Source organism: Streptomyces ruber, assembly GCF_014648075.1.
GTDB classification, from domain to species: Bacteria; Actinomycetota; Actinomycetes; order Streptomycetales; family Streptomycetaceae; genus Streptomyces; species Streptomyces ruber.
In genome coordinates this window covers 194,522-219,839 of the sequence record NZ_BMQK01000008.1, presented here as the reverse complement: position 1 = coordinate 219,839, position 25,318 = coordinate 194,522, and the positions used below count along the sequence as shown (strand labels likewise).

At 71.6% G+C, this 25,318-nt stretch carries 22 protein-coding genes; 8 read left to right on the top strand and 14 right to left on the bottom strand.

What is annotated here, in order from left to right; all coding sequences use genetic code 11:
• Positions 1 to 139 precede the first annotated feature (139 nt).
• Both IEZ04_RS19465 and IEZ04_RS19460 read left to right on the top strand, forming a co-directional pair.
• Complete coding sequence (locus IEZ04_RS19465) at positions 140 to 583, top strand: glycine-rich domain-containing protein (RefSeq protein WP_189218168.1); 444 nt, start codon at positions 140 to 142, stop codon at positions 581 to 583.
• 118 nt (positions 584 to 701) lie between these two features.
• A complete protein-coding gene (locus IEZ04_RS19460) occupies positions 702 to 1,490 on the top strand; it encodes a protein kinase domain-containing protein (protein ID WP_189218237.1) in 789 nt (262 codons plus the stop codon).
• A 207-nt stretch (positions 1,491 to 1,697) separates the two neighbouring features.
• On the opposite strand, the gene IEZ04_RS19455 is transcribed toward IEZ04_RS19460, so the two are convergent.
• From IEZ04_RS19455 to IEZ04_RS19425, 7 genes are all read right to left on the bottom strand, one after another.
• Positions 1,698 to 2,846, bottom strand: a complete 1,149-nt coding sequence (locus tag IEZ04_RS19455) for an aldose epimerase family protein (RefSeq protein WP_189218167.1) — start codon at positions 2,844 to 2,846, stop codon at positions 1,698 to 1,700.
• Positions 2,847 to 2,899: 53 nt separating this feature from the next.
• Entirely contained in the window at positions 2,900 to 4,144 is a 1,245-nt protein-coding gene (gene mmsB / locus IEZ04_RS19450; protein ID WP_189218166.1) for a multiple monosaccharide ABC transporter permease, read from the bottom strand.
• Positions 4,141 to 5,691: a multiple monosaccharide ABC transporter ATP-binding protein gene (gene mmsA / locus IEZ04_RS19445; RefSeq protein ID WP_189218165.1), complete on the bottom strand. Its 1,551-nt coding sequence runs from the start codon at positions 5,689 to 5,691 to the stop codon at positions 4,141 to 4,143. Before mmsA ends, mmsB begins: the two co-directional genes overlap by 4 nt.
• 33 nt (positions 5,692 to 5,724) lie before the next feature.
• Positions 5,725 to 6,837, bottom strand: coding sequence for a multiple monosaccharide ABC transporter substrate-binding protein (gene chvE, locus IEZ04_RS19440; protein ID WP_189218164.1), 1,113 nt, complete (start codon positions 6,835 to 6,837; stop codon positions 5,725 to 5,727).
• Positions 6,838 to 7,027: 190 nt separating this feature from the next.
• A complete protein-coding gene (locus IEZ04_RS19435; protein WP_189218163.1) occupies positions 7,028 to 7,996 on the bottom strand; it encodes a hypothetical protein in 969 nt (322 codons plus the stop codon).
• Positions 7,997 to 8,179: 183 nt separating this feature from the next.
• Complete coding sequence (locus tag IEZ04_RS19430; protein WP_189218162.1) at positions 8,180 to 9,184, bottom strand: zinc-dependent alcohol dehydrogenase; 1,005 nt, start codon at positions 9,182 to 9,184, stop codon at positions 8,180 to 8,182.
• Positions 9,181 to 10,344 carry a mandelate racemase/muconate lactonizing enzyme family protein gene (locus IEZ04_RS19425; protein ID WP_189218161.1) on the bottom strand — a complete coding sequence of 388 codons (1,164 nt, stop codon included), beginning with the start codon at positions 10,342 to 10,344 and terminating at the stop codon, positions 9,181 to 9,183. The genes IEZ04_RS19430 and IEZ04_RS19425 overlap by 4 nt, the downstream gene beginning before the upstream one ends.
• 278 nt (positions 10,345 to 10,622) lie before the next feature.
• Between IEZ04_RS19425 and IEZ04_RS19420 the strand changes: the two genes are divergently transcribed.
• The gene (locus IEZ04_RS19420) at positions 10,623 to 11,474 is read left to right on the top strand and encodes an SCO2400 family protein (RefSeq protein WP_189218160.1); all 852 of its coding nucleotides are present in this window, start codon (positions 10,623 to 10,625) and stop codon (positions 11,472 to 11,474) included.
• Between the two features lie 486 nt (positions 11,475 to 11,960).
• Here IEZ04_RS19420 and IEZ04_RS19415 read toward each other — a convergent pair whose 3' ends face one another.
• The gene (locus IEZ04_RS19415; RefSeq protein ID WP_189218159.1) at positions 11,961 to 12,395 is read right to left on the bottom strand and encodes a MarR family winged helix-turn-helix transcriptional regulator; all 435 of its coding nucleotides are present in this window, start codon (positions 12,393 to 12,395) and stop codon (positions 11,961 to 11,963) included.
• Positions 12,396 to 12,531: 136 nt separating this feature from the next.
• Between IEZ04_RS19415 and IEZ04_RS19410 the strand changes: the two genes are divergently transcribed.
• The gene (locus IEZ04_RS19410; protein ID WP_189218158.1) at positions 12,532 to 13,554 is read left to right on the top strand and encodes an NADP-dependent oxidoreductase; all 1,023 of its coding nucleotides are present in this window, start codon (positions 12,532 to 12,534) and stop codon (positions 13,552 to 13,554) included.
• Between the two features lie 112 nt (positions 13,555 to 13,666).
• Here IEZ04_RS19410 and IEZ04_RS19405 read toward each other — a convergent pair whose 3' ends face one another.
• Both IEZ04_RS19405 and IEZ04_RS35620 read right to left on the bottom strand, forming a co-directional pair.
• A complete protein-coding gene (locus tag IEZ04_RS19405) occupies positions 13,667 to 14,881 on the bottom strand; it encodes a serine hydrolase domain-containing protein (RefSeq protein ID WP_189218157.1) in 1,215 nt (404 codons plus the stop codon).
• 22 nt (positions 14,882 to 14,903) lie between these two features.
• On the bottom strand, positions 14,904 to 15,038 hold the full coding sequence (locus IEZ04_RS35620) for a hypothetical protein (protein WP_268245677.1): 135 nt from the start codon (positions 15,036 to 15,038) through the stop codon (positions 14,904 to 14,906).
• Positions 15,039 to 15,806: 768 nt separating this feature from the next.
• On the opposite strand from IEZ04_RS35620, the gene IEZ04_RS19400 reads away from it, so the two are divergent.
• A complete protein-coding gene (locus IEZ04_RS19400; protein ID WP_189218236.1) occupies positions 15,807 to 16,625 on the top strand; it encodes a hypothetical protein in 819 nt (272 codons plus the stop codon).
• 60 nt (positions 16,626 to 16,685) lie between these two features.
• On the top strand, positions 16,686 to 17,519 hold the full coding sequence (locus IEZ04_RS19395) for an EI24 domain-containing protein (RefSeq protein ID WP_189218156.1): 834 nt from the start codon (positions 16,686 to 16,688) through the stop codon (positions 17,517 to 17,519).
• Between the two features lie 31 nt (positions 17,520 to 17,550).
• Here the strand turns inward: IEZ04_RS19395 and IEZ04_RS19390 are convergent, their stop codons facing one another.
• Both IEZ04_RS19390 and IEZ04_RS19385 read right to left on the bottom strand, forming a co-directional pair.
• A complete protein-coding gene (locus tag IEZ04_RS19390; protein ID WP_189218155.1) occupies positions 17,551 to 18,870 on the bottom strand; it encodes a PA0049 C-terminal domain-containing protein in 1,320 nt (439 codons plus the stop codon).
• 80 nt (positions 18,871 to 18,950) lie between these two features.
• A complete protein-coding gene (locus IEZ04_RS19385) occupies positions 18,951 to 19,562 on the bottom strand; it encodes a TetR/AcrR family transcriptional regulator (RefSeq protein ID WP_189218154.1) in 612 nt (203 codons plus the stop codon).
• Positions 19,563 to 19,702: 140 nt separating this feature from the next.
• On the opposite strand from IEZ04_RS19385, the gene IEZ04_RS19380 reads away from it, so the two are divergent.
• On the top strand, positions 19,703 to 22,180 hold the full coding sequence (locus tag IEZ04_RS19380; RefSeq protein ID WP_189218153.1) for a glycoside hydrolase family 3 protein: 2,478 nt from the start codon (positions 19,703 to 19,705) through the stop codon (positions 22,178 to 22,180).
• A 31-nt stretch (positions 22,181 to 22,211) separates the two neighbouring features.
• On the opposite strand, the gene IEZ04_RS19375 is transcribed toward IEZ04_RS19380, so the two are convergent.
• Positions 22,212 to 23,093: an SGNH/GDSL hydrolase family protein gene (locus IEZ04_RS19375; RefSeq protein WP_189218152.1), complete on the bottom strand. Its 882-nt coding sequence runs from the start codon at positions 23,091 to 23,093 to the stop codon at positions 22,212 to 22,214.
• A 302-nt stretch (positions 23,094 to 23,395) separates the two neighbouring features.
• Between IEZ04_RS19375 and IEZ04_RS19370 the strand changes: the two genes are divergently transcribed.
• Positions 23,396 to 23,890 (top strand): DUF3145 domain-containing protein, encoded by a 495-nt coding sequence (locus IEZ04_RS19370; protein WP_189218151.1) that lies wholly within the window; start codon positions 23,396 to 23,398, stop codon positions 23,888 to 23,890.
• Between the two features lie 78 nt (positions 23,891 to 23,968).
• Here IEZ04_RS19370 and IEZ04_RS19365 read toward each other — a convergent pair whose 3' ends face one another.
• Positions 23,969 to 25,240 (bottom strand): beta-ketoacyl-[acyl-carrier-protein] synthase family protein, encoded by a 1,272-nt coding sequence (locus tag IEZ04_RS19365; RefSeq protein ID WP_189218150.1) that lies wholly within the window; start codon positions 25,238 to 25,240, stop codon positions 23,969 to 23,971.
• Between the last annotated feature and the right edge of the window lie 78 nt (positions 25,241 to 25,318).

Below are 25,318 nucleotides of genomic sequence, written 5' to 3'. Positions count from 1 at the left end.
ACGGGTGCCGAATTCCGGGCTCCCCCGGCTCCCCGTCCGGGGCCGGCCTTCAAGCTCGCTTTTGATCGTCTGCCAGCCGAGCGCGGCGATCAGCGCGGGAAGTACGTGCCACGCAACACCTCACACCAGGAGATTGCACATGACGGCAACGGCAAACGATCAGCGGACCGGTCGCGCGGTGGCTGGTGAGGAGCTGTTCGACAGCCTCGCCCACTTCGTGGTCGTCCACAACGGGCAGTCGCCCGAGCGAGCCGAGCGGATCGCGGACCAGGCGGTGGCCTTCCTGGTCACCGCGGCCACGGCCACCACCCCCATGGTCCCGTCGGACGACGTCGACCTCGGGCTCCATGCGCTCATCCTCCACACGAAGGAGTACGGCGAGCTGTGCGCGCAGTACGCGGGCCGCTTCCTCCATCACAATCCGAAGCCGGGTGGGGGAGGCCGTGATCCGCAGATGGTCGCGAGCTCGGCGCGTGCCGTGAAGGCGGCCGGGTTCATGGTCTTCGATGACCTGTGGACCGTGGACGGCGCCAACCTTGCGCAGTGCGACGCGGACTGCGGACGACCGTACGGTCAGCAGTAGTACCCGACGACAGCGACGCGGCCGGTCTCTTCCCGGGGTCGGCCCCGTTTGCCCGGAAGGAGGAGAGAAGTTGCCCGGAGCACCCTCTGAGCTGCCCACCGTGGTACTCAACGCGCTCATGCCGACGGCACGGCATCTGGTCATTGACCGTCGGGGCTCCACGGTCTGGGAGGTGGAGAGCGAGCGGGGTCACTACGCCGTGAAGCTCGGGTACGCGATCGAGGCCACGGCGGACTGGCCTGCCCAGCCCTGGACTGCGCTGGCGCCTGCGAGGGAGGGGTCCGTACTGGATCAGCTGGGCGTCACTGATGTCGGGTATGGCGAGTGGGAAGGCGGGACGTGGAACTTCCAGCCGTGGCGCGAAGGCCCGGATCTGTACAAGCTGTGGGCGCCATGCCGTAAGCCTGACCTGCCTGCCGAGCCACAGATGTCCGTGGCGGTGGAGTGCGCTGACGCGCTGTCCGAACTGCACTCGAAGGGCTGGGTGCACGGTGATGTGCAGCCTGCCCACTTCATCATCGGGCCGGAGCGGACGCATCTCATCGATCTTGCCCTTGCTCGTGGTGGACACGTACGCGAGAGGTACGACTTCCCGTTCCGCGGGTGCCTTGTTCACTACGAGGCACCGGAGGTCGCGCGCAGCGTGCTTGCGATCGGTGAGGCTGAACCGACGCAGGCGGCCGATGTCTACGCGCTCGGTGCCTCCCTGCTCATCTCGGCTACTGGCTGGCGGCCGGTCGAGTATCCGGACGACGCTTCTCGCTCGGTGCAGAGGAAGGCAGTAGCGGAGGGTCGGCGACGGCCCGTGAAGGTGCCTGGCGAACTGGGAGCTCTGATCGACGCCATGCTCAGCCACGCCCCGGAGGACCGACCCACCATCTACGAGGTGAGCAAGATCCTCCGCTGAGTCTCAGTCGGTGCTACTCGCGAGACTGACCCCGACAAGCGAAGACCGGACCACCCGCAGCCTGGACGGCATCGCGGGTGGCCCGGTCACGGAAGCCTTGATCAGGTCCCCGGTGCCGTTGGTACCGGGTCGATCGGCGTGCCCGTATGCAGGTGTAGCGGCAACCCCCGGGCCTCGTCTCACGCTGCCGCGGTGCGGTTCAGGAGCTCACGAACTGAACGAGTGCACCGTCGTCGACCGGTACGTCTCCCCCGGCCGCAGCACCGTGGACGGGAACGACGGCTGGTTCGGCGAGTCGGGGAAGTGCTGGGTCTCCAGGCAGAGGGCGTCGCCCTGGCGGTAGGCGCGGCCGCCGGTGCCGACGAGGGTGCCGTCCTGGAAGTTGCCGGAGTAGAACTGCACGCCGGGCTCGGTGGTGGCGATGCGCAGCGTACGGCCGGACCGGGGGTCGCGCACCGTCGCGAAGTGCTCGGGGCGGGAGGTGATGCCCTTGTCGAGGACGAAGTTGTGGTCGAAGCCCTGCCCGTACAGGATCTGCTGATGCGCCTCGCGGATGTCCTCGCCGATGGTCTTGGCGCGGCGGAAGTCGAACGGGGTGCCCGCGACCCGGGCCAGCTCACCGGTGGGGATGAGGCCGGCGTTCACGGGGGTGTAGCGGGAGGCGGCGATCTCCAGTTCGTGGTCCTCGACCGTGCCGCTGCCCTCGCCCGCGAGGTTCCAGTACGTGTGGTTGGTGAGGTTGACGACGGTGGCCTTGTCGGTGGTGGCCTCGTAGTCGACGCGCCAGTCGCCGCCGCGGGTGAGGGTGTATGTCACCTTCACCCTGAGCGTGCCGGGGAAGCCCATTTCGCCGTCTGCGCTCGTCCAGTACAGGTGCAGGCCGGTGTCGGAGCCCTTGGTGAACGGCTCGACGTCCCACACCCGCTTGTCGAAGCCCCGGTCGCCGCCGTGCAGGGTGTTCTCGCCGTCGTTGACGGAGAGCTGGTACGTGGTGCCGTCCAGGGTGAAGCGGCCCTGGTCGATGCGGTTGCCGTAGCGGCCGATCAGCGCGCCGAAGTACGGGCTCTTCGCCACGTAGTCCTCGAGGTTGTCGAAGCCCAGGGAGACGTTCGCGTACCGGCCCCGGCGGTCCGGTGTCTCCAGGGACTGCACGGCCCCGCCGTACGACAGGACCTTCAGCCGCGTCCCGCCGTTCTCCAAGGACCAGCGGTGCACTTTCGTGCCGTCCGCGAGGGTGCCGAAGACTTCCTTCACCGGTTTCCTGCCTCCTGTGGCGTGCGCGGTCCCGCTCGTCGCGGCGACGGCGACACCCGCTGCCGCCGCTCCCGCCATGACTGTACGTCTGCTCAAGTCCATTGCGGCTCCCGTAAATGAGAGGGGCCCCGCCTTCCGGCGGGGCCCCGTGCTGCCTACGAACCGACCCTGCGCTTGTTCCACACGTCGAACCCGACCGCCGCCAGCAGCACCAGTCCCTTGATGACCTGCTGGTAGTCGGTGCCGATGCCGACGAGGTTCATGCCGTTGTTCAGCACGCCCAGGACCAGACCGCCGATGATGGCGCCGAGCACGGTGCCGACGCCGCCGCTCATCGACGCGCCGCCGATGAAGGAGGCGGCGATGGCCTCCAGCTCGAAGTTGAGGCCGGCCTTGGGCGAGGCCGCGTTGAAGCGGGCGGCGAAGACCAGACCCGCCAGGGCCGCGAGCATGCCCATGTTCAGGAAGACCAGGAAGGTGACCTTCTTGTCCTTCACACCCGACAGCTTGGCCGCGGGCAGGTTGCCGCCGATGGCGTAGATGTGGCGGCCGATGACCGCGTTGCGCATCACGTAGCCGAAGCCGACGACCAGCGCGCCGAGGATCAGCAGGACGATCGGGGCGCCCTTGTAGCTGGCCAGCAGCAGCGTGACGACGAGCACGGCGGCGGAGAGGGCGACCAGCTTGAGCACGAACAGGTTCGCCGGCGGCACTTCGAGGGCGAACTCCTTCTGCCGCTTGCGGTCACGGACCTCCTGGAGCACGACGAACGCGATGAGCGCGAGGCCGAGCAGCAGGGTCAGGTTGTGGTAGTTGGTCTCCGGACCGACCTCGGGCAGGAAGCCGTTGGCCACCTTCTGCAGGCCCTCGGGGAACGGGCCGAGGGTCTGGCCCTCCAGGAAGATCTCCGTCGCGCCGCGGAAGACCAGCATGCCCGCCAGGGTCACGATGAAGGAGGGTATGCCGAGGTAGGCGATGAAGAATCCCTGCGCCGCGCCCGCGGCCGCGCCGATGGCCAGGCAGAGCACCACGGCCAGGGGCCACGCGATGTCGTTGTTCACCATGAACACGGCGGCTATCGACCCGACGAACGCCGTCAGCGAGCCGACGGACAGGTCGATGTGGCCCGCGATGATGACGAGCATCATGCCGATGGCCAGGATCAGGATGTAGCTGTTCTGCAGCACCAGGTTGGAGACGTTGCGCGGCAGCAGCAGGTCGCCCTCGGTCCACACGGCGAACAGCACCACGATCAGCCCGAGGGCGATCAGCATGCCGTACTGCCGCATGTTGCGGCGCATGCCGTCGAGGACCAGCTGCAGCAGGCCGCCGCCCGCGCCCGACCCGCCCTTGCCGGGCGGCGTCGGCGCCGGCGCCTTGGCGGTCACGTCCGTGCTCATCGGGTTACCTCTTTGTCCTTCGTCATCTGACGCATCAGCGATTCCTGTGAGGCCTCGGACCGCGAGAACTCACCGGTCAGCCGTCCCGCGGCCATGGTGTAGATGCGGTCGCACATGCCGAGCAGCTCCGGCAGCTCGGACGATATGAAGACGACCGCCTTGCCCTCGGCCGCCAGCCGGTCGATGACCGTGTAGATCTCGTACTTGGCGCCGACGTCGATGCCGCGCGTCGGCTCGTCCAGGATCAGCACGTCCGGACCCGCGAAGATCCACTTGCTGAGGACGACCTTCTGCTGGTTGCCGCCGGACAGCTTGCCCACCGGCTCGAAGACGGTCGGTGCCTTGATGTTCATGGACCTGCGGTAGCCCTCGGAGACCTGCCGCTCGTCGTGCTCGTCCACCACACCGCGCTTGGCGACCTTGTCGAGGGCGCTGAGCGAGATGTTGCGGTTGATGTTGTCGATGAGGTTGAGGCCGTAGTGCTTGCGGTCCTCGGTGACGTACGCGATGCCGTGCGCGACCGCCTCGGGCACGGTCCTCGTACGGATCTCCTTGCCGTCCTTGAGGACGGTGCCGCCCGTGTGCCGGCCGTAGGTGCGCCCGAAGACGCTCATCGCGAGTTCGGTGCGACCGGCGCCCATCAGCCCCGCGATGCCGACGATCTCCCCGCGCCGCACCTGGATCGACACGTCGTCGACCACCTTGCGCTGCTGGTCGATCGGGTGGTGCACGGTCCAGTTGCGGATCTCCAGGGCGGGCGCGACGCCCTCCTCCGGCTGGTGCGGGGTGCGCTCGGGGAAACGGTTCTCCAGGTCCCGGCCGACCATCCCGCTGATGATCCGGTCCTCGGTGGTCTCCTCGGACGACACGTCGAGCGTCTCGATGGAGCGTCCGTCGCGGATGATCGTCACCGAGTCGGCGACCCGGCGGATCTCGTTGAGCTTGTGGGAGATGATGATCGAGGTGATGCCCTGGGTCTTCAGGTCGAGGATGAGGTCCAGGAGCTTGCCGCTGTCCTCGTCGTTCAGCGCCGCCGTCGGCTCGTCGAGGATGAGCAGCTTCACCTTCTTCGACAGCGCCTTCGCGATCTCGACGAGCTGCTGCTTGCCCACGCCGATGTCGGCGACGCGGGTCTCGGGGTGCTCGTCGAGACCCACCCGGCGCAGCAGTTCGGCGGCGTGCCGCAGGGTGTCGTTCCAGTTGATGAAGCCGCGCGTGGCGTGCTCGTTGCCGAGGAAGATGTTCTCCGCGATGGAGAGGTAGGGCACCAGGGCCAGTTCCTGGTGGATGATGACGATGCCTTGCTGCTCACTGGCCCTGATGTCCTTGAACGCGCACACGTCCCCCTCGAAGAGGATGTCCCCCTCGTAGGTGCCGTGCGGGTGGACGCCCGAGAGGACCTTCATCAGGGTCGACTTGCCGGCGCCGTTCTCCCCGCAGATGGCGTGGACCTCGCCCTGCTGGACGGTCAGCGTGACGTCCGACAGCGCCTTGACGCCGGGGAAGGTCTTGACGATCGAGCGCATTTCCAGGACGGGTCCCGCCATGGTCGTGCCTTCCAATCCGTGTGGTGCCGTCGGTTACTTGAGGTCGCTCTCCTTGAGGTAACCGGAGTCGACGACGGCCTCCTTGTAGTTCTCCTTGTCGACGCTCACCGGCTCGAGCAGGTAGGCGGGCACGACCTTGGAGCCGTTGTCGTACGTCTCCTTGTCGTTGAGCTCGGGCTCCTTGCCGTCGAGCGAGGCCTGGACCATGTTCGTGGCGACCTTGGCGAGCTCGCGGGTGTCCTTGTAGACGGTCATCGACTGCTGGTCGGCGATGATCGACTTCACCGAGGCGAGCTCGGCGTCCTGGCCGGTGACGACCGGCAGCGGCTTGTCCGCGGAGCCGTAGTTGTCCGACTTCAGGGCGGACAGGATGCCGATGGAGATGCCGTCGTACGGCGAGAGCACCGCGTCGACCCGCTCGCTCTTGTAGGACGAGGTCAGGATGTCGTCCATGCGCTTCTGGGCGGTGCCGCCGTCCCAGCGCAGGGTGGTGACCTGGGTCAGCTCGGTCTGGCCGGAGCGGACGACGAGCTGCTTCTTGTCGATGTACGGCTTGAGGACGCTCATCGCGCCCCCGAAGAAGTAGCGGGTGTTGTTGTCGTCGTTGGAGCCGGCGAAGAGCTCGATGTTGAAGGGGCCCTTCTCGCTGCCGTCCTTCAGCCCGAGCTTCTCCACGATGTAGTTGCCCTGGAGCTCGCCGACCTTCTCGTTGTCGAACGACGCGTAGTAGTCGACGTTCTCCGTGCCGAGGATCAGGCGGTCGTAGGAGATCACCGGGATGTCGGCGTCCTTGGCCTGCTGGAGCACGTTGTTCAGCGACTTGTTGTCGATGGCCGCGACGATCAGGGCGTCCACACCCTGCGTGATCATGTTCTCGATCTGGGAGACCTGCTGGTCGGGGTCGTCCTCCCCGTAGACCAGCTTGGCCTCGAAGCCCTTGGCCTCCAGGTTGTCGACGACGTACTTGCCGTCGGCGATCCAGCGCTCGGAGGACTTGGTCGGCATGGAGACGCCGACGACTGCGCCCTCCGACCCGCCCTTGTTCTCCTCGCTGCCGCCCTCGCTGTTCTGGCCGCAGGCGGTGAGGGTCAGGGCGAGTGAGGCGGCGGTGGCCATGGCGGCGAGAGCGGCACTGCGATTGCGCATGATCATCTTCCTTGATGTGGTGGACCGTCATCGGTCCGGTGTGCAACGCGAGGGCAGTACAAGGGAGTTGGATGTCGGTCGGGCCGACGGGCCGACGCAAGTGTGTGGGATTGTGCGCGGCTGTGTCTGCTTCCGTGCGCCGACTTTGTTCGAACGTTATGCAGTGGCGTCCGTTATGCAGACACAGCCGTTATGCGGGGACGTCGAAACGGCGGAGCGGACCCGGCAGCCGGGAGCCCAGGGCGGCCATGTCACCGTCCGCGCCGTGCCGCGCGAGCAGGTCCAGGGCGAGCCGCCCGCGCCGCACCCGCTCCCGCGCGGTGGACAGGGTCAGCTCCCGCATGTGGTGCCCGTACGGGTAGATGCCGGGGGCCTTCGACAGGCCGAACTTCAGGTAGATCGGCGCCCCGCGCCGGATCAGCTCGGCGACCTCGTACATCCGCACGTACCCGCCGAGATCGTCGGGCGCCTCGATGTACATGTCCATCGGGGCGCCGGAGACCCGGCGGATCTCGGTCAGGTGGTCCAGGGTCAGGTCGCTGGGCACGTTGACCGAGTCGGCGCCGAGGTTCTCGTACAGCGCGTACGAGGCCGGGTTGACCGGGCCTATCAGCGCGGACACCTTCAGGGTCGTGTCGGCGGGGATGATCCCGGCGGTGCGCGCCCGGTGCAGCGTCCACAGCACGCCCTCGTCGGCGACGAGCAGGCACTTGACGCCCAGCTCCGTGGCGCGGACGGCGTCCTCGACGCAGCCGGCGACCGCGTCGTGGCCACGGGCGCGCAGGCCCGCGCCGCGCGAGTCGGTGCGGGTGGAGCCGCCGATGTCCCAGGTGCCCCGCGGACCGGTGAACAGGCACAGCTCGATGCCGCGTTCGGCGGTGGCCTCGGCCATCTCGGTGATCTCGGCGTCGGTCAGCATCCAGACGCCGCTGCCCTGGCTGATCCGGTGGATCGGCACATCGAGCCGCGAGGCCTCCTTGAGGACCACGGCCAGTGCCTCGGGACCCTCGCACGAGGGGATCTCGGTGCGCCAGCGGCCGCCGTCGGGGAAGGCGTGCGGCGAGGCGTCGTCGGGGTTCGGGGCGGGCGCGCCCAGGCCGAGCGCGGCGAGCGCCTGCTCGCCGGGTCGACGGGGCGACGTGGCGGAAGCGTCGGTCACAAGCTGTCCTTCGGTTCGGCGGTTGTTCGGCGGTTCGAGATTTCGGACGAGGTTCGCGGCTCTGGGGCTGTGCGGGGGCTGTGCGCGGGTGGAGACGTTGGATGTACGCCGGTACGGAGCGTCAGGGACTCCGTACCGGCGTACGGCTCGCGGGGTGTTCCCCGGCACCGGTCCCCGGTGGGTTCAGGGCCGCAGCAGGACCTTGCCCACCTTCGGGTCCCGGCTCCCCGCCAGCTCGATGGCCTGCGCGAACTCCGCGAGGGGCAGTTCATGGGTGACCAGCGGCAGCGGATCGAGGAGGCCCGCCCCGAAGACCCGCACCGTGTGCGCCCACGCCTCGGGCGGCGCACCGAACACGGTGTGCACCTCGAGCTGCCGTACGACGAGGTCGGTCGGGTCGAGTCCGTCGGCGCCCGGCGCGGGGATGCCGGTCAGCACCAGCCGCCCGCCGCGCCGCAGCAGCCCGGCGGCGACCCGGGCGGCGTCCGCGGACCCGGCGGTCTCGATCACCACGTCGAAGTCGCCGGGCAGCTCCTGGTCCTTGGTGCGGAAGTCCGTGGCGCCGAAGCCCCGGCAGAGCTCCGCTCGGTCCGGGCGGGTGCCCACCACCAGCAGCTCGGCCGGGCTGCCCGCGTTCAGGAACTGAACGGCGAAGACCCCGAGCGTCCCGGTGCCCACGACGGCCACCCGCTCACCGGGCCGGGCGTTCGCCTTGAGCGCGGCGGCCGCGATGCAGGCGGCCGGCTCCAGCAGGGCGGCGGCCGTCAGATCGGCGTCGTCGGGCAGAACGTGCAGCAGACGGGCGGGCAGCGTGAGCGTGGCGGCCATCGCGCCCGGCTGGGTGAACCCGGTCTCCTCGTACCCGGCCGTGCACAGCGTGGTGTCGCCCGCGTGACAGCGGTCGCACACCTGGCAGTTGCGGAAGCCCTCCCCGACGACCTTGCGGCCCACGAGAGTCGAAGGCACTCCCGCCCCGACCGCCTCCACCGTCCCGGACCACTCGTGGCCCGGTGTGAGCGGGTACCGCACATAGCCCTCGGGCCGGTTGCCCTCGTAGACCTCGCGGTCGCTGCCGCAGATCCCGGAGGCGTGCACGCGCACCAGCGCCTCGCCGGCCTCCGGCAGCCGGGGCTCGTGCGGGACGAGCCGGTGCTCGCCCGGCGCCTCGACGACGACCGCGGCGGTCACTTGGTCCCCTTCGGCCTGCGCTGCTCCCAGCCCTCGGCCCACAGGTCGAACCGGGCCTGCTGCTGCGGGAACTCGGCCGCCGCGTCCACGTCCAGCTCGACGCCGAGGCCCGGCGCGTCGGAGAGGTGGAAGCAGCCGTCCTCCGGGTCCACGTACGGCGCGCCCTTGATCACCTTCTTGATCTCCGCGTCCGCGAAGTCGTTGAAGTGCTCCAGGATCTTGAAGTTGGGCGAGGTGAAGCCGACCTGGAGGGAGGCGGCGGTCAGCACGGGGCCGCCCACGTTGTGCGGGGCCACCAGCATGTAGTGCGTCTCGGCGGTCGCGGCCAGCTTCCGGGTCTCCCAGATGCCGCCGATGTGACCGACGTCGGGCTGGAGGATGTCCACGGCCTGGCTCTCGAACAGCTCGCGGAACTCGATCCGGTCGTGGATGCGCTCACCGGTGGCCACCGGCATGTCGACCTTCGCCGCGACCTTCTCCAGCGCCTTGAGGTTCTCCGGCGGCACCGGCTCCTCCAGCCAGGCGGGCTTGAAGGGCGCCAGCTCGTGCGCGAGCCGCACGGCGGTGGCCGGCGAGAACCGTCCGTGCATCTCCAGCATCAGCTCGGCGTCGGGCCCGATCGCGTCCCGCACGGCCTCGATCAGCGAGACCGCGTACAGGGTGTCCTGGTGGTCGAGCTCGAAGTGCCCGGTACCGAAGGGGTCGATCTTCAGCGCCCGGTACCCGCGCTCCATCACGCCCTGGGCGGCCTTGTGGTACGCCTCCGGGGTCCGCTCCGTGGTGTACCACCCGTTGGCGTACGCCTTGACCTTGTCGGTGACCTTGCCGCCGAGCAGCTGCCAGACCGGCACCCCGAGGGCCTTGCCCTTGATGTCCCAGCAGGCCATCTCGATCACCGCGATGCCGGACATCACGATCTCGCCCGCGCGCCCGTAGTCGCCGTACTTCATCCGGCGCACGAGATCCTCGACAGCGAACGGGTCCGAGCCGAGAATGTGGTTGGCCTCCGCCTCCTTCAGGTAGCCGAGGAGAGCGTCGGTGTGTCCCAGCATCCGGGTCTCGCCGACCCCCGTGAGCCCTTCGTCGGTGTGCACCTGGACGTAGGTCAGGTTGCGCCAGGGCGTCCCGACCACGTGTGTGCTGATTCCGGTGATGCGCACGGCAGTGTCCCTCGCTGCTTCGTCGGTGCTGCTATGGCCGTTGGTCGAGTTCTGTGTTCTGTGTTCCGTGTTCGAGATTTCGTCACACGTTCGAAATGCTGGCGTGACAGTAAGGACGGTGTGAGGGGGGTGTCAATGGGTCGAACGCATAACGGTTTCGGCAAGGGGCGCGGTCCCGGCCTGGGTCAACTGACCAAACCGGAACGGGTACTTCCATACACAACATTCACAGCAGCCTGTGTGAGATTTGCAAGTGAAGAACCTAGTCTTCCCGCGTCATGGACTACTGCCACCCGTGCCGCAGGCACCTCGACGGCGCCCTCGCCTGCCCGGGGTGCGGAGCCCGAGCCGACCGTTCCACCCCCTCCGAGGAGGCAGAAACCGCCGGTGCCGCGGGCACCGCGGGCGAGCGTGCCCTCGCCGGGGACCGCTCGCGCCGCCGGGCCGCCCGGAACGGACGGGGCCGCGGTGGCGGGCGCGGCGACGACGGCACGGACGGCCGCGACGAGGACGGCGGCCGTTCCGGACGCCGCGATCGCAAAGCGGCCGCGCACCGCCGGCGCCGTCGCCGGGTCCTGTTCGTCGGCGCGGGGCTGCTGCTGGCGGCGGGCGGTCTGAGCCTCGCCGAACTCGGCATCGAGGCGCCGGGCTCGCACCCCGGCACGCCGACGGCCGCGGACGGCCCGACGGACACCTCGCCCGCCGACGGCTCGCCGTCCCGGCAGGGCGGCACCACGGGCGAGCTCGGCGGCGGGGACGGGGACCGCACCGCCCCCTCCGGCGACCCGGCCGCCCCGACGGACTCGACGTCCCCGGAGGACGGGGGAAGCGACGGGGACGGCAGGGGAGGCGAGGCGAAGAAGGGCGAGGAGGGCGAGGGGAGCGAAGAGCCCGGCGGCGACGGGCGGCAGGACGGGCGGACGGAAGAGGGAGAACACGGCGAACAGGGGGAGCAGCAGGGGGAGTCCCCCTCCGGCGGCTCCGGTCCCGGCCATACGTCTTCGCCGCCGGGAGCCACCGAGGCGCCCGGGACTTCTACGCCCCCCGGCCCCGGACCCACGGCCGAGGAGCCGCCCCCGAGCCCGTCGCCCACGGAGACGTGCGACTGGTTCCTGTGGTGGTGCGACTGACGCGTCCCGCGGCCGGCGTGCCGCCTACTTCTGACCTTGCGAGAGTGCTTCCCCCCTTCAGGGCGGGGGGTGAATCGCATCTCTGGACTGCTCCGACCCCAGCCGTGGGCACGGGTCCGCACTGTCCACCCGCGCCCACGGCGGTCCGCGCTCAGTCCGGGCGCTTCTGTTGCGCGATGTAGTCCTTGACCACCTGGAGCGGCGCACCACCGCACGAGCCCGCGATGTACGGCCCCGAGCCGCTGAACGTCCGTGTGCGGACGTGCGGGGCATGCGGAACCGTCCTCGACCGGGACGTGAACGCGGCGGTCGATGTCGCCAAGGCCGCCGAACCGGCGGTGCCGGCCTGTGGGGCGCAGGTGAGACGGGCACCTGTGCCCGCACCGCGCAGCGAAGCAGGAACCCACCCGAAGCGGACCACACGGCTTGTGCGGGAGCAGGCGGGAATCCCGGTCCTTCGAAACCGGGACCGGGACCGGGAGGATGTCAATGCTCCAGCATCTTGAGGAGCAGCTCCCGCAGACCCAGCCGTTCCTCCTCCGACAGCGCCGCCAGCGGCTCGCGCGCGAAGTCCAGGGACTCCCGCAGATCCCGCGCGACCCGGCGGCCCTCCTCGGTGGCCGCGGCCAGCTTCACCCGGCGGTCGCCCGGATCGGGCCGCCGCTCCGCCAGCCCTCGTGCCTCCAGCCGGTCCACGATGCCGGTGACGTTCGACGGCTCGCACTTCAGCTTCCGCGCCAGCCGCCGCATGGGCAGCGGCTCCAGGGACAGCAGGCTCAGCAGCCGCGCCTGGGCGCCGGTCAGCGAATGCCCGGCGGCGGCCTCCTCGTACTCCTCGTGGTAGCGGGCCACGACGGTGCCGATGAGCCCCACCACCTCCAGGGTGAGTGGGTCGATCGGGGCGTTCTTCCGTGTGGCCATGGGTACCAGGCTACCCACATGTTTGACATGCTGAAATATCCAGGAGCATTGTTGTTTCAGGTACTGAAACAAAGCATCTGAACAACACGACCGAAGCAACACGACCGAAGCAACACGACAGGAAGGTGTCCCCCACATGTCCGACGCCCCCGCCCTCCCCACCACCGGCCGTGAATGGCACCTGCTCAGCCGGCCCGTCGGCTGGCCGAAGCCCGAGGACTTCGACCTGGTCGAGGCGGAGGTCCGGCAGCCCGGCCCCGGCGAGGTCCTGGTGCGGAACGTGTACCTCTCCGTCGACCCGTACATGCGCGGACGCATGTCGGCCGCGAAGTCGTACGCCGCCCCCTACGACCTGAACGCGCCCATGACGGGCGGCGCCGTCGGCGAGGTCGTCGCCTCGAACGCGGAGGGCGTCGAGCCCGGCGACCACCTGCTCCACTCCGACGGCTGGCGCGAGTACGCCACCCTCGAGGCCGGGAAGGCCGCCAAGGTCGACCCGGACGCCGCGCCCCTGTCGACGTACCTCGGCGTGCTCGGCATGACCGGCCTCACCGCCTACGCCGGGCTGCTGCGCGTCGCCTCCTTCAAGGAGGGCGACGCCGTCTTCGTCTCCGGCGCCGCCGGTGCCGTCGGCAGCCAGGTCGGCCAGATCGCGAAGCTGAAGGGCGCCTCCCGGGTGATCGGCTCCGCCGGGTCCGACGAGAAGGTCGAGCTGCTCAAGAAGGAGTACGGCTTCGACGCGGCCTTCAACTACAAGGCGGGCCCCGTCCGTGAGCAGCTCAAGGAGGCCGCGCCCGACGGCGTCGACGTCTACTTCGACAACGTCGGCGGCGACCACCTGGAGGCCGCCGTCGGCCGGCTCAACCTGGGCGGCCGCATCGCGGTCTGCGGAATGATCTCCGGCTACAACGACACGGAGCCGGCCCCCGGCCCGAGGAACCTCATGCGCCTCATCGCCACCCGCGGCCGCATCGAGGGCTTCCTCGTCGGTGACCACTACGACCTGCGGCCGCAGTTCGTCGAGGAGGTCGGCTCCTGGGTCCGCTCGGGTGAGCTGAAGTACCGCGAGACCGTCGTCGAAGGGCTCGAGAACACGCTGGAGGCGTTCCTCGGGGTGCTGCGCGGTGACAACACCGGCAAGATGATCGTCAAGCTCTGACCGGTCGTCGCGGTCGCGTTCCGGTACCGGCACCGGTCGCCGGTTCCGGTTCCGGTTCCGGTCGCCGGTTCCGGTACCGGTCGCCGGTTCCGGTACCGGAACGCGGTGGACGTCAGTACGTCAGCGCCGCCGTGTGCACCGCCCGCACCAGCCGCGCGTTCTCCGGTGCCGCGCCGCCCGGGAAGGCCGTGCGGCGCCGGGTGTACCCGTACGCGAGACCGCTGCGCGGGTCCGCGAAGGCCTGGGTGCCACCCGCCCCGCTGTGCCCGAACGCCCCGGCGCCGAGGAACGGGTACCAGTTCTCGGCCGTGGCCTGGAAGCCGAGCCCGTACGCCTTGTGACCACGCATCACCAGGTCGAAGCCGATCGAGTGGATCTGCCCCACCTCCGCGACCGTGTCCGGCTTCAGCAGCGGCGGCTGCCCGTCCACCTCGCTCACGGCCGCCGCGTACATCCCGGCCAGCCCGCGAGCGGAGGCCACGCCGCCCGCCGACGCGGGACCCGCGGCACGCATGGGGCGCAGGTTGGCGTGGTCCAGCGGCCCCAGCGGGTCCGGCACGTGTGCGTTGAACGCGATCGAGGCGAGGGTGTGCGGGCCCTTCGGGGCGGCGTCCAGGACCGCCTGCTCCTCCGGCGTCGGCGCCATCGGCTGCGCGGGGCGGAAGCGCGGCTCGTGCTCCTCGGGCAGGCCCAGGAAGAAGCCCAGCCCGTACGGGGCGCGCACCCGCTCCTCGTACACCTCCTGGAGCGTCCGGCCGGTCGCCCGCCGCACCACCTCGCCGGTCAGCGCGCCGATGACCAGCGCGTGGTAGCCGAAGGCCGCGTCGGGACGCCAGTACGGGCGCTGCCCCGCGAGCCGTTCGGCGACGATCCGGTCGTCGGCCAGCTCCTCCCGCGTGAACCCGGCGTCGAGGCCCACCAGCCCCGCCCGGTGTGCCAGCAACTGCCGCAGGGTCACCGCGCCCTTGCCCTCGGCCGCGAACTCCGGCCAGTAGTGGGCGACCTCGCGGTCCAGCTCCAGGACGCCGTCCTGCACCAGGAGGGCCACCACGAGGTGGGCGGCCCCCTTGGTCGAGGAGAACACCCCGTACAGCGTGTCGCCGCCGTCGTCGCCGTCGCCGGCGTCCGGGCCCGCGGGCGACGCCCACAGGTCGACGACCCGCCGCCCGTGCACGTACGCGCAGAGCTGCCCCTCGTGGTCCGGCCGCTGCCCCGCGACCACGGCGGCGAACTCCTCGCGCACCGTCTCGAAGCCCTCGGCCACCGTGCCGTGGACGGTCACCGCCCCGGTGCCCGGCTCAGGGCTCCCCGGTGTCTCCCGTGTCATCCCGTACTCCTCACACTGTCGCTCACACTGTCAGCAACGCCCGCCCGGCCTGGGCGAACGCCTGCCCGGCGGCTGCCTCTGGTCCGCCGGTGCCGTCGTCCAGGGGCCGCCAGTGCCCGGAGACCAGCGGATTCCCGGTCCCGTACGACTGTTCCACGCGCACCCCCGGGACGAGTTCGGTGCACCACAGGGGTGCGTGGACGAGGCTGTGGCCGGGCGCCCCGGCCGTGATCCCGCCCGGGTCCTCCCCCCCCGTGATCCCGCCCGGGTCCTCCCCCCGTGATCCCGCCCGGGTTCCGCACCCGCACCACACTGCTGGCGTACGCGTCACCCTTGACCGGCTTCACCGCGAGCGGACCGGCGGCCGCGTTGAACACGGCTTCGGCGGAGCCGCCGCCGACGAACCCGTGGCCGTCCAGGAAGCCCTCCAGCGCGGTGCGCGCGGCCGGGGCCGGTCCGTCGTGGCCGAGCCGAGGGCACCGTCGGCACGTCCACCGAGGACCGGCCGAAGCCCTTGTCCGGGACGTCCGTCGACACCGGGACGACGTCGAAGGCCGTCTCCCGCAGCGCGAACAGCTCACCGGGCGAACCGGCCGGCGGTGGCGGCGACGGTCACGACGGTGAGCAGGGAACCAGGTCTCGCCAGGGGCACGCGTGTCTCCTGGTGGGGGAGGTGCTGACATGCTCGGTACGGCGAGGTCTGCCTGTTCGACTCCCTCGCAACAAGAGGGCTCAGGTACCGCGAAAGCCTCGAACGGGACGTGGCGGGCGGAGCCGACAAGGCATGCTGGGGACGGCACAGGTGAGGCTTCGCGCGAGGCGAGGAGGGCCCATGTCCCCGATACCGCTCCCCCTACCCGGCATCTCCGGCATTCCAGGCATCCTTGGTGTGGCCGGCCTGCCCAGCAGGGAGGACGTGGTGCGCATGGCACGCAGCACCACCGAGATGACCGGCCAGCTCCTCGACACGGCCGGGAACATCACGAGGATCGCGGTCAACACCTTCGACCCGCGCGCCGGTTCGGGCGCCGAGGTGCTGCGCGTCCTGAGCCAGACCACGGCGGACCTGGCCGAGGCCAGTGCGTCCCCGCAGGCGCAGGAGGCCTTCTCCCGCATCGTCGACACCCTGACCCGGCTCGGCACCAGCGGCGCTCCCCTCGCCGTCCACCCCGTCAGCGAACCGGCCCAGGCCCTGCTCACCGCGCTGGGCGACAGCGTGCTCCCGGTCCTCGACGCGGTGGAACCGGCGGTGGAGGAGACGGCGGACGCCCTGGGCGAACTGGTGGAGGCGACGTCACCGCTGATCCCGGCCGCGGCGGGGCTGGCCGCGGGCGCGCTGCTGGTGCTGACCCCGCTGATCCGGGCGAGCGCCGGCATCCTGCGCGACTCGGCGCCCGAACTGCGCCGCATCGCCGACGCGTTGACCGCGACGGTGGCCCCGCTGATACCGCTCCAGGTGACGCTCGCGGAGCGCGCGGCGGCCGCCGGCGCCGGAGTGGTCCGTACGGCCCTGCCCCCGCTGGCCGACCTCACCGAGGCGGCGGCCGCCACCACGAAGGCGGCCCGTCCGGTGCTGATCGCGGGGGAGGAGATCCTGGTCGCCGGTCTGGAGCAGCTCCAGCCGCTCCTGCTGACGACCGCCTCGCGGGCGGGCCGGTTCGCCCGCGAGGCGGCGGTACGGGTGCGAGCCGCGATGTCGCCGGCGGCCGGACCGGGCGTGGTGGTGGCCGTCGCGCCGGCGTGACGGACGGGGCCGTCCGGGGCGACGGGCGGAACACGTTCCCGCCTTGGCTAGAGTGCACGCATGCGCGATCTACGGGTGGGATTCACGTACTTGCTCCGCGGCCAGCGATGGGTCGCCCGGCACGGGAAGCAGTACGGCTTCGGGCTGGTCCCGGGCCTGATCACGCTCGTGCTGTACGTGGCCGCCCTCGTCGCCCTCGCGCTGTGGGGCGCGGACCTCGTCGGCTGGGCGACGCCGTTCGCCGACGACTGGTCCAGTCCCTGGCAGGGCCTCTTCCGCGGATTCCTGACCGTCGTCCTGTTCGCCCTCGGCCTGCTGCTCGCCGTCCTCACCTTCACGGCGGTGACGCTGCTCATCGGCGACCCCTTCTACGAGAGTCTCTCGGAGAAGGTCGACCGCGACGTCTCCCCGGACGGCACCGCTCCGGAGTCCGGCCTGTCGCTCGCCCGTGACCTGTGGATCTCGGCCCGCGACAGCGTCCGCATCCTCGTCCGCGCCCTCGTGTGGGCCGTACTCCTCTTCGCGCTCGGCTTCATCCCGGTCGCCGGGCAGACGGTCGTCCCCGTGATCGGTTTCTTCGTCACCGGCTTCTTCCTCACCGAGGAGCTCACCGCCGTAGCCCTCCAGCGCCGCGGCGTCGAGCTCCGCGAGCGCCTGACCCTACTGCGCGCCCGCAAGACGCTGGTCTGGGGCTTCGGTACGCCGCTCGGCCTCGCCTTCCTGGTCCCGTTCGTGGCCGTCTTCCTGATGCCGGGCGCGGTCGCGGGCGCCACCCTGCTGGCCCGCGACCTGCTCGGCGAGGAGATCCGGGAGGACGGTGACGAGGACGGCGACGAGGACGCCGCGGGCCGGACACGGTACGACGACCAGTCACCGGAGACGGCGACGCCCTGACCCGTGCCGTCCTGACCCGCGGCCCGGTCCGCTACGCCCCGTCCGCCTCCGCGGCCACCCGCACGATCTCCCGCACCTGGTCGATGATGTCCAGCCGGTTCCGTACGAACTCCGGATCGGTGACCGTTCCGGTCTCCGGGTCCGTGTTGTCCGCGCCGAAGTCGAGGATCGGCGTGTGCACGTGGCCGCCCGGCAGTTCGTCGTGGAGTCCCAGACGGTCGCGCAGCAGCGTCGCGCGGTAGGCGATCTCGTTGGACAGGTAGTTGCCGCCGCCACCGGAGCGCGCCGTCGAACCCGGGGTCGGTCCCTCCGGCCGCGTGACGGACTGCGTCCCGCCCGCCGGGATCTCGGTGACGCTCGTGTTGTCGTACACCGGGAAACGGCCCGTCTCCGCCGCCACGATGTCCGCGTACGGCAGGGTCGTGGACGTCCACTGCGGCTGGGACGCGGGGTCGGTCACCGGGACCGTCTCCGCGCGGGAGACGTTCTCGTTGTCGGGGGAGCCGCCGCGCCAGGCGCCGTTGGTGCGCTCGATGTCGAAGCGGCCCGCCCGGCCCTGGCTCACCGTCGTGAACACGTCCACCTGCGGCAGCACCGGCCGCAGCGTCCGCTCCACCTCCCCGGCGGCGAAGTCGTCCCAGCGCACCGGGAAGACGGCCGCCTCGATGCGCGCCGGGCCGTCCGCGGTCCGGATCACCGTGCCGTCGAGGGCGAGCGCGGTGGCGCCGGACGGGTTGGAGATGCGGGCGTCCCGGTCCAGGGTGAACGGGTCGAAGCCGGTGACGAGAACGCGTTTCACGCCGTCCCCGGCCCGCGGGAAGTCGAGGGAGTCCTGCCCGCGCGAGGTCCGCTCCACGGCCTCCAGGAGCCGCTCCCGCTGGGCGTCCGTCAGCCGGAACCTCGCCGGCTCCCAGCCGCGCACCTCCCGCGTCATCCCCAGCCGGGCCCAGTACAGCGGCCGGTCGTCGTCACGGCTGATGCCCGCCCGTCGCCCACCACCACCCTCCAGGGGAGGCGCTTCGCGCTCTTCGTACTGCGCCGGACCGCGCCCCTGCGCCCGGTCCACGGCCCGCTCCCACAGCCGCGTGCCCTCGCGCTCGGCGATCCGCTCGGCCTGGGCGTACGAGCGGGCCTTCGACAGCGCCCGGGCGAACGCCGGCGCCACCGAGTCGAACCCGGAGCGCCGCAGGATCTCCTGGGGCGCGGCCCGGTCGAGACGCTGTTCCTCGACGGTGGGGGAGGCCGCGGAGGAGGGCGGCGCGACCGGGGCCGCGACGGCGGTCGTGGGTGCTGTGATCGCGGTGAGCAGGGCCGTGCCGGCTATGCCGATCCGTGTGCGCAGGGAGGTCAAGGGAGTTCGGCTCCTTCTGTCGCCGTGGCGTGGGGGACGGCGGCAGTATCGCGTGACGGCAGGGGCGTACGCCAGGAAGATCAGTCCGCTGTTTCCTCCTGTTCACAGGGAGCCTCGGCCGCCCCGCCCAGCAGCTTCACGAAGTCCGAGAACGCCCCCGGCATGTCCACCGCCTCCGGATCCAGCAGCCACTGGTACTGGAGCCCGTCCATCACCGCCACGAGCAGCGGGGCCGCCCGCTCCGGAGTGAGCCCGCCAGGCAGCCGCTCCCCGTACCGGTCGCGCAGCACCCCCGTCATGCTGGCGCGCACCCTTTCGTACCGCTCGGTGAAGAACCCGCGCGCGGGATGGTCCTCCGTGACGCTCTCGCCGAGCAGCGCGGAGAACGTCTGTACGATCCCCGGCCGCATGGCGTTGTACTCGACGAGCGCGGCCAGCAGATCGAGCCGCCACGGGCTGTCGGGCACCGCGTCCCACTGGTCCCGCTCCTTCAGCACCGCGACGAGCAGCGCGTCCTTGGTGGGGAAGTAGTGCAGCAGGCCCTGCTGGGTGAGCCCGACCCGCTCGGCGATCGCGGCCATGCTCGCGCCCCGGTAGCCACGCTCGGCGATCACTTCCAGGGCGGCCCGGACGATGTCGGCACGCCGTTCCTCGCTTCTGGCCCTGGTGCTCATGGCGTCACCGTACGGCAACCGGGCGTGGCGCCCTCACGCATGAGCACTCGTGAGATAACGACAAGATAACAAAAGCTAATGCTGTACAGGCTCTGGGTGCAGGATGGAGACCCGCGCGGACGTCACCGCTCCACCGCTTCACCGAGGAGGCACCCCGTATGACGCACCCCCGCTCCGCTCCCGCCGGGAACACCCCCGTGACCTCGGCGGACGAGGCCCGCGAGGCAGTCGTCGAGGCCGCCCTCGGCCGGCTCGGTCTCGACGCGAAGGCACGGCTGCTCGCCGGACAGGACATGTGGTCGCTGCCCGCCCTGCCCGAGATCGGCCTCAAGTCGCTCGTCATGTCCGACGGCCCGATCGGCGTACGGGGCGTCCGCTGGACCGCCGACGACCCGTCCGTGGCGCTGCCCTCCCCGACCGCGCTCGCCGCCGCCTGGGATCCCGACCTCGCCCACCGCGCCGGAGTGCTGCTCGCCCAGGAGGCCCGCCGCAAGGGCGTCCACGTCCTCCTCGCCCCCACGGTCAACCTGCACCGTTCCCCGCTCGGCGGCCGCCACTTCGAGGCGTACAGCGAGGACCCGTACCTGACCGGGCGGATCGGCACCGGGTACGTGCGGGGCGTGCAGTCCGGCGGGGTCGGCACCACGGTGAAGCACTTCGTCGCCAACGACGCCGAGACCGACCGCTTCACGGTGGACAACCTCGTCTCCGGACGCGCACTGCGCGAGCTGTACCTGGCGCCCTTCGAGGCCATCGTCGGGAACGCCCGCCCCTGGGGCATCATGACCGCCTACAACACCGTCAACGGCACGACGATGACCGAACACCACCACCTGGTGAACGAGGTCCTGCGCGGCGAGTGGGGCTTCGACGGCTTCAACGTCTCCGACTGGATGGCCGCCCGGTCCACCGCGGGCGCGATCGAGGGCGGCCTCGACGTCGCGATGCCCGGCCCGCGCACCGTGTACGGCGAGGCCCTCGCCAAGGCGGTCAGGGACGGCGAGGTCGAGGAGGCGAAGGTCGACGAGGCCGTGCGCAACGTCCTCCGCCTCGCCGCCCGGGTCGGCGCCCTCGACGGCGCCGAACCCGCCGTCACCGACCTGCCCGCCCCCGTCGACGGCCAGGCCCTCGCCCGCGAGATCGCCCGCCGCTCCTTCGTCCTGGTCCGCAACGAGGTCCGCGACGGGGCGCCCGCCCTGCCCCTGAGGCCCGGTGGAAAGGTCGCCCTGATCGGGGCCGCCGCCCGCGACGCCCGCGTCCTCGGCGGCGGCTCCGCCACCGTCTTCCCCGACCACGTCGTCTCCCCGCTCGACGGACTCACCGCCGCCCTCCCCGAGGGCACCCTCACCTACGCCCTCGGCGCCGACCCCAACGAGGAACTCGCCGCCGCCGACCGGGGCTTCGAGCTGCGGGCCGTGTGCCGCGACGCCGACGGCACGGTCATCGGCACCGGCTCCGCACCCAACGGACACCTGCAGTGGATGGGCTCCGACCGCCCCGACGGCGTCACCGACGACCGGCTGCACACCGTCGAGCTGACCGGCACGTTCACCCCGCGCGAGAGCGGCGCGCACGCGTTCGGCATCAAGGGCATGGGGGCCTTCACCCTCACCGTCGACGGCACGACGTACTTCGACGACGTCCAGCGCCCGGCCAAGGACGACCCCTTCGAAGCCTTCTTCGGTGCCCCCGTGCCCCGGGCCCGGGTCGAGCTCGCGGCGGGCGAACCGGTCGAGGTCTCCCTGCGTCACGTCGTCGCCCTCCCCGAGGACCTCCCCATGAAGGTGATCACCTTCGAGCTCTGCCACCAGGAGCCGCGGCGCGACCCCGACGAACTGATCGCCGAGGCCGTGGAGGCGGCCCGCGCCGCCGACACCGCCGTCGTCGTGGTCGCCACCACCGACCTCGTCGAGTCCGAGGGCTTCGACCGCGAGGACCTGAGGCTCCCCGGCCACCAGGACGACCTGGTGCGCGCCGTCGCCGCCGCCAACCCGAACACGGTCGTGGTCGTCAACTCCGGCTCCCCGGTGGAGCTCCCCTGGCGGCACGAGGTCGCCGCGGTCCTCCTCACCTGGTTCCCCGGCCAGGAGGGCGGCGCCGCCCTCGCCGACGTCCTCACGGGCGCGCACGAACCGGGCGGCCGGCTCCCCACCACCTGGGGCTCGCTGACGGACGCCCCGGTCACGCAGGTCACCCCGGACAACGGCGAACTCCCGTACACCGAGGGCGTGTTCATCGGCTACCGGGCCTGGGAGAAGGAGGGCCGCACCCCCTCGTACGCCTTCGGCCACGGCCTCGGCTACACCGACTGGATGTACGAGTCGATCGACGTGACCGGCCGGTCCGTCACCGTCCGCGTCCGCAACTCCGGGGAGCGCGCGGGCCGCGAGGTCGTCCAGGTCTACCTGGCACCGGCCGCCCCGGGCGCGGACCGCCCGGCCCGGCAGCTCGCCGGCTTCGCGTCCGTCGAGGCGGCCCCCGGCGAGAGCGTGGAGGCCGTCGTGGAGCTCCCGGCCCGTGCCTTCGAGATCTGGGACGAGGCCGCCGGTGCCTGGACGCACGTGACGGGCGCGTACGAGGTCGAGGCCGGCCGCTCGGTCGCGGACCGCCGTCTGACGGCGACCGTGGTGGCCTGACCGGCACACGCACCTCGTCGCCGCCGCGCGGTCACGGCGCCTCCTCCGCCGTGACCGCGCGGTACGCGATCTCCGCGAGCCGCGCCTGGCCCTTGACGCTCGGGTGGAACCAGTCCCACGGGCTGAGCTCCGCCGTCCCGAACCGGTAGTCGAACACCGCGCCCCCGTCGAAGCGGCACCGCCGGTCCTTCGCGCACACCTCCTCCAGCACCCCGTTGTACGCCTCCACCCGCTCCCGCACCGCGTCGCGCCGCGTGTTCGCCGCCGCGTCCAGGGCGTCCGGATCGGCGAGCATCGACGGGCAGATGCCCAGCTTCCACACCTGCTTGCCGAGCGGATTGGCCCGGCCCTCGGACCACAGCCGCTTCAGGTCCGGCACGCTCGCCACGTACACCTGCGCCTTCGGGGCGTCCTTCCGCAGCGCCGCCATGGCCTCCTCGAAGGAGGACCGGAAGGCGTCCACCGGCGTCATGGCGTCCGTCGTCTCGCGGCACGCGTCGTTCGCGCCGGCCATCACCGTCACCAGCTCCGGCCGCTCCGCCGCCGCCTTCGTCATCTGGGCCGGCAGATCCGCCATCCGCGCCCCGCTCACCGCGTGGTTCCAGCTCCGCCCGGCGGTCCCGTCCGCCCCCAGCAGCCGCACGGCGAGGCTGTCGACCTCGGGGTCGCTCCCGGTCGCCCACGAGGCCTCCGGGCAGTCCGACAGCACCGAGCAGGCGTCGAAGCCCGTGGTGATGGAGTCCCCGACGGCCGCCACGGACCGGGGCGCACGGTCCCACGCGGGCGTCGGGGACGCCGAGCTGCCGCCCGGGGCGGGCGAGCCGCCGCCCGAGGCGTCGCAGCCCACCGCCCCCAGCACGGCCGTCGTCAGGGCCGCGAGCACCGCCCGCGACCGATGGGGTCTTCCGCGCATCCCCAGGTCCCCTCTTTCGTATACGGCACCGCCGGAGCGGCCCGTCCCGGCCCGTGCCGCCGCCACCGCCCGCCACCGGGCCGTCGCGGCCGGTCAGCACGGGTCCGCGAGGACGGCCACCACACCGGGGGACATTTCCGGCCTCCGGCCGGAAACCCGTTCACACGTCTCGCCGGGTGAAACCTCGTCGTTTCCCGGCATCGGCTCCGACGGTACGTCACACTCCTCGGCCCGCCGCACGGTAGCCTCGCCCCGTGGCTGCCCTGCCGCTCCCCGTTCCGCCAAGTTACTAGGGAGGCCCGGTGACGACACGTGGAGTTCTGTACGTGCACTCCGCACCGCGCGCGCTCTGCCCGCACGTCGAGTGGGCCGTGGCGGGCGTCCTCGGGACGCGCGTCAGCCTCGACTGGATCAGGCAGCCGGCGGCACCGGGCACCTGGCGCTCGGAGTTCTCCTGGCGGGGCGAGCCCGGCACCGCGTCCCAGCTCGCCTCCGCGCTGCGCGGCTGGCACCTGCTCCGCTTCGAGGTCACCGCGGAGCCCAGCGCGAACGCCGAGGGCGAGCGCTACAGCTGCACCCCCGACCTCGGCATCTTCCACGCCGTCACCGGCATCCACGGCGACATCCTGATCCCCGAGGACCGGCTGCGCGCCGCCCTGCTCCGCTCCCAGCGCGGCGAGACCGACCTGGAGGCCGAGCTCGCCCGCCTCCTCGGCAAGCCCTGGGACGATGAACTGGAGCCCTTCCGCTACGCGGGCGAGGGCGCCCCGGTGCGCTGGCTGCACCAGGTGGTCTGAGGTCCCGTCAGGCACGCGGAAGGCCCCCACCGGACGGTGGGGGCCTCCTCATGTGCCCAGGCGCGCCTCGCGCGGTCCTCAGACCGTACGGAACGCCAGCACCACGTTGTGCCCGCCGAACCCGAACGAGTCGTTCAGGGCGGCGATACGGCCCTCCACGGGCAGCTTGCGGGCCTCGCCGCGCACGATGTCCGCGTTGGCCTCGGCCTCCGGGTCGAGGTTCTCGATGTTGATCGTCGGCGGGGCGATCCGGTGGTACAGGGCGAGGACCGTCGCCACGGTCTCCACGCCGCCCGCGCCGCCCAGCAGGTGGCCCGTCATGGACTTCGTGGCGGAGACCGCCATGTGGTCCGCGTCGTCGCCGAAGACCTTGCGCAGCGCCTTCAGCTCGGCGATGTCGCCGGCCGGGGTCGAGGTGGCGTGCGCGTTGACGTGCACGATCTCGGCCGGGTCCAGGTCCGTGTTGTCCAGCAGGGCCCGCAGCGCCATCGAGATGCCGCGGCCCTCGGGCTCCGGCTGCACGATGTCGTGGCCGTCGGCGGAGATGCCCTGGCCGACCGCCTCCGCGTACACCCGGGCACCGCGCTTCGCGGCGTGCTCGGCGGACTCCAGGACGACCACACCCGCGCCCTCGCCGAGGACGAAGCCGTCCCGGGCGGTGTCGTACGGACGCGAGGCGCCCTCGGGGTCCTCGTTGTTCTTGGACATCGCCATCATGTTGCCGAACGCGGCGATCGGCAGCGGATGGATGGCCGCCTCGGTGCCGCCCGCGACGACCACGTCGGCGCGGCCGGTGCGGATCATCTCGATGGCGTAGCCGATGGCCTCGGCGCCCGACGCGCAGGCGGAGACCGGGGTGTGCACACCGGCGCGGGCGCCGACGAGCAGGCCCACGTTGGCGGACGGGCCGTTCGGCATCAGCATCGGCACGGTGTGCGGGGAGACCCGGCGTACGCCCTTCTCCTTCAGCACGTCGTACTGGTCGAGGAGCGTGGTCACACCGCCGATGCCGGAGGCGATCACCGCGCCGAGCCGGTCGGGGTCCACGCCGCCGTCGTCGGCGGCCTTCTCGTCGAAGTCGGCGTCGGCCCACGCCTCCTTGGCGGCGATCAGCGCGAACTGCGCCGAGCGGTCGAGCCGGCGGGCCTGGGGCCGCGGGATGACCTCGGACGGGTCCACGGCGGCCGGAGCGGCGATCCTGACCGCCTGCTCGGCGGCCCACTCCTGCGTGAGGGGGCGGACACCGGAACGTCCGGCGACCAGGCCCTCCCAGGTGGTGGCCGCGTCGCCACCCAGCGGTGAAGTTGCGCCGATACCGGTGACGACCACGGTGCGCTTGGTCGAGCTCACGGGAATTCTTCTCCAACGATTACGAGGATTCGTACGGCGCCACCGCCGGGCGGCGGGGCAGGGCACCGGGCCGACCAC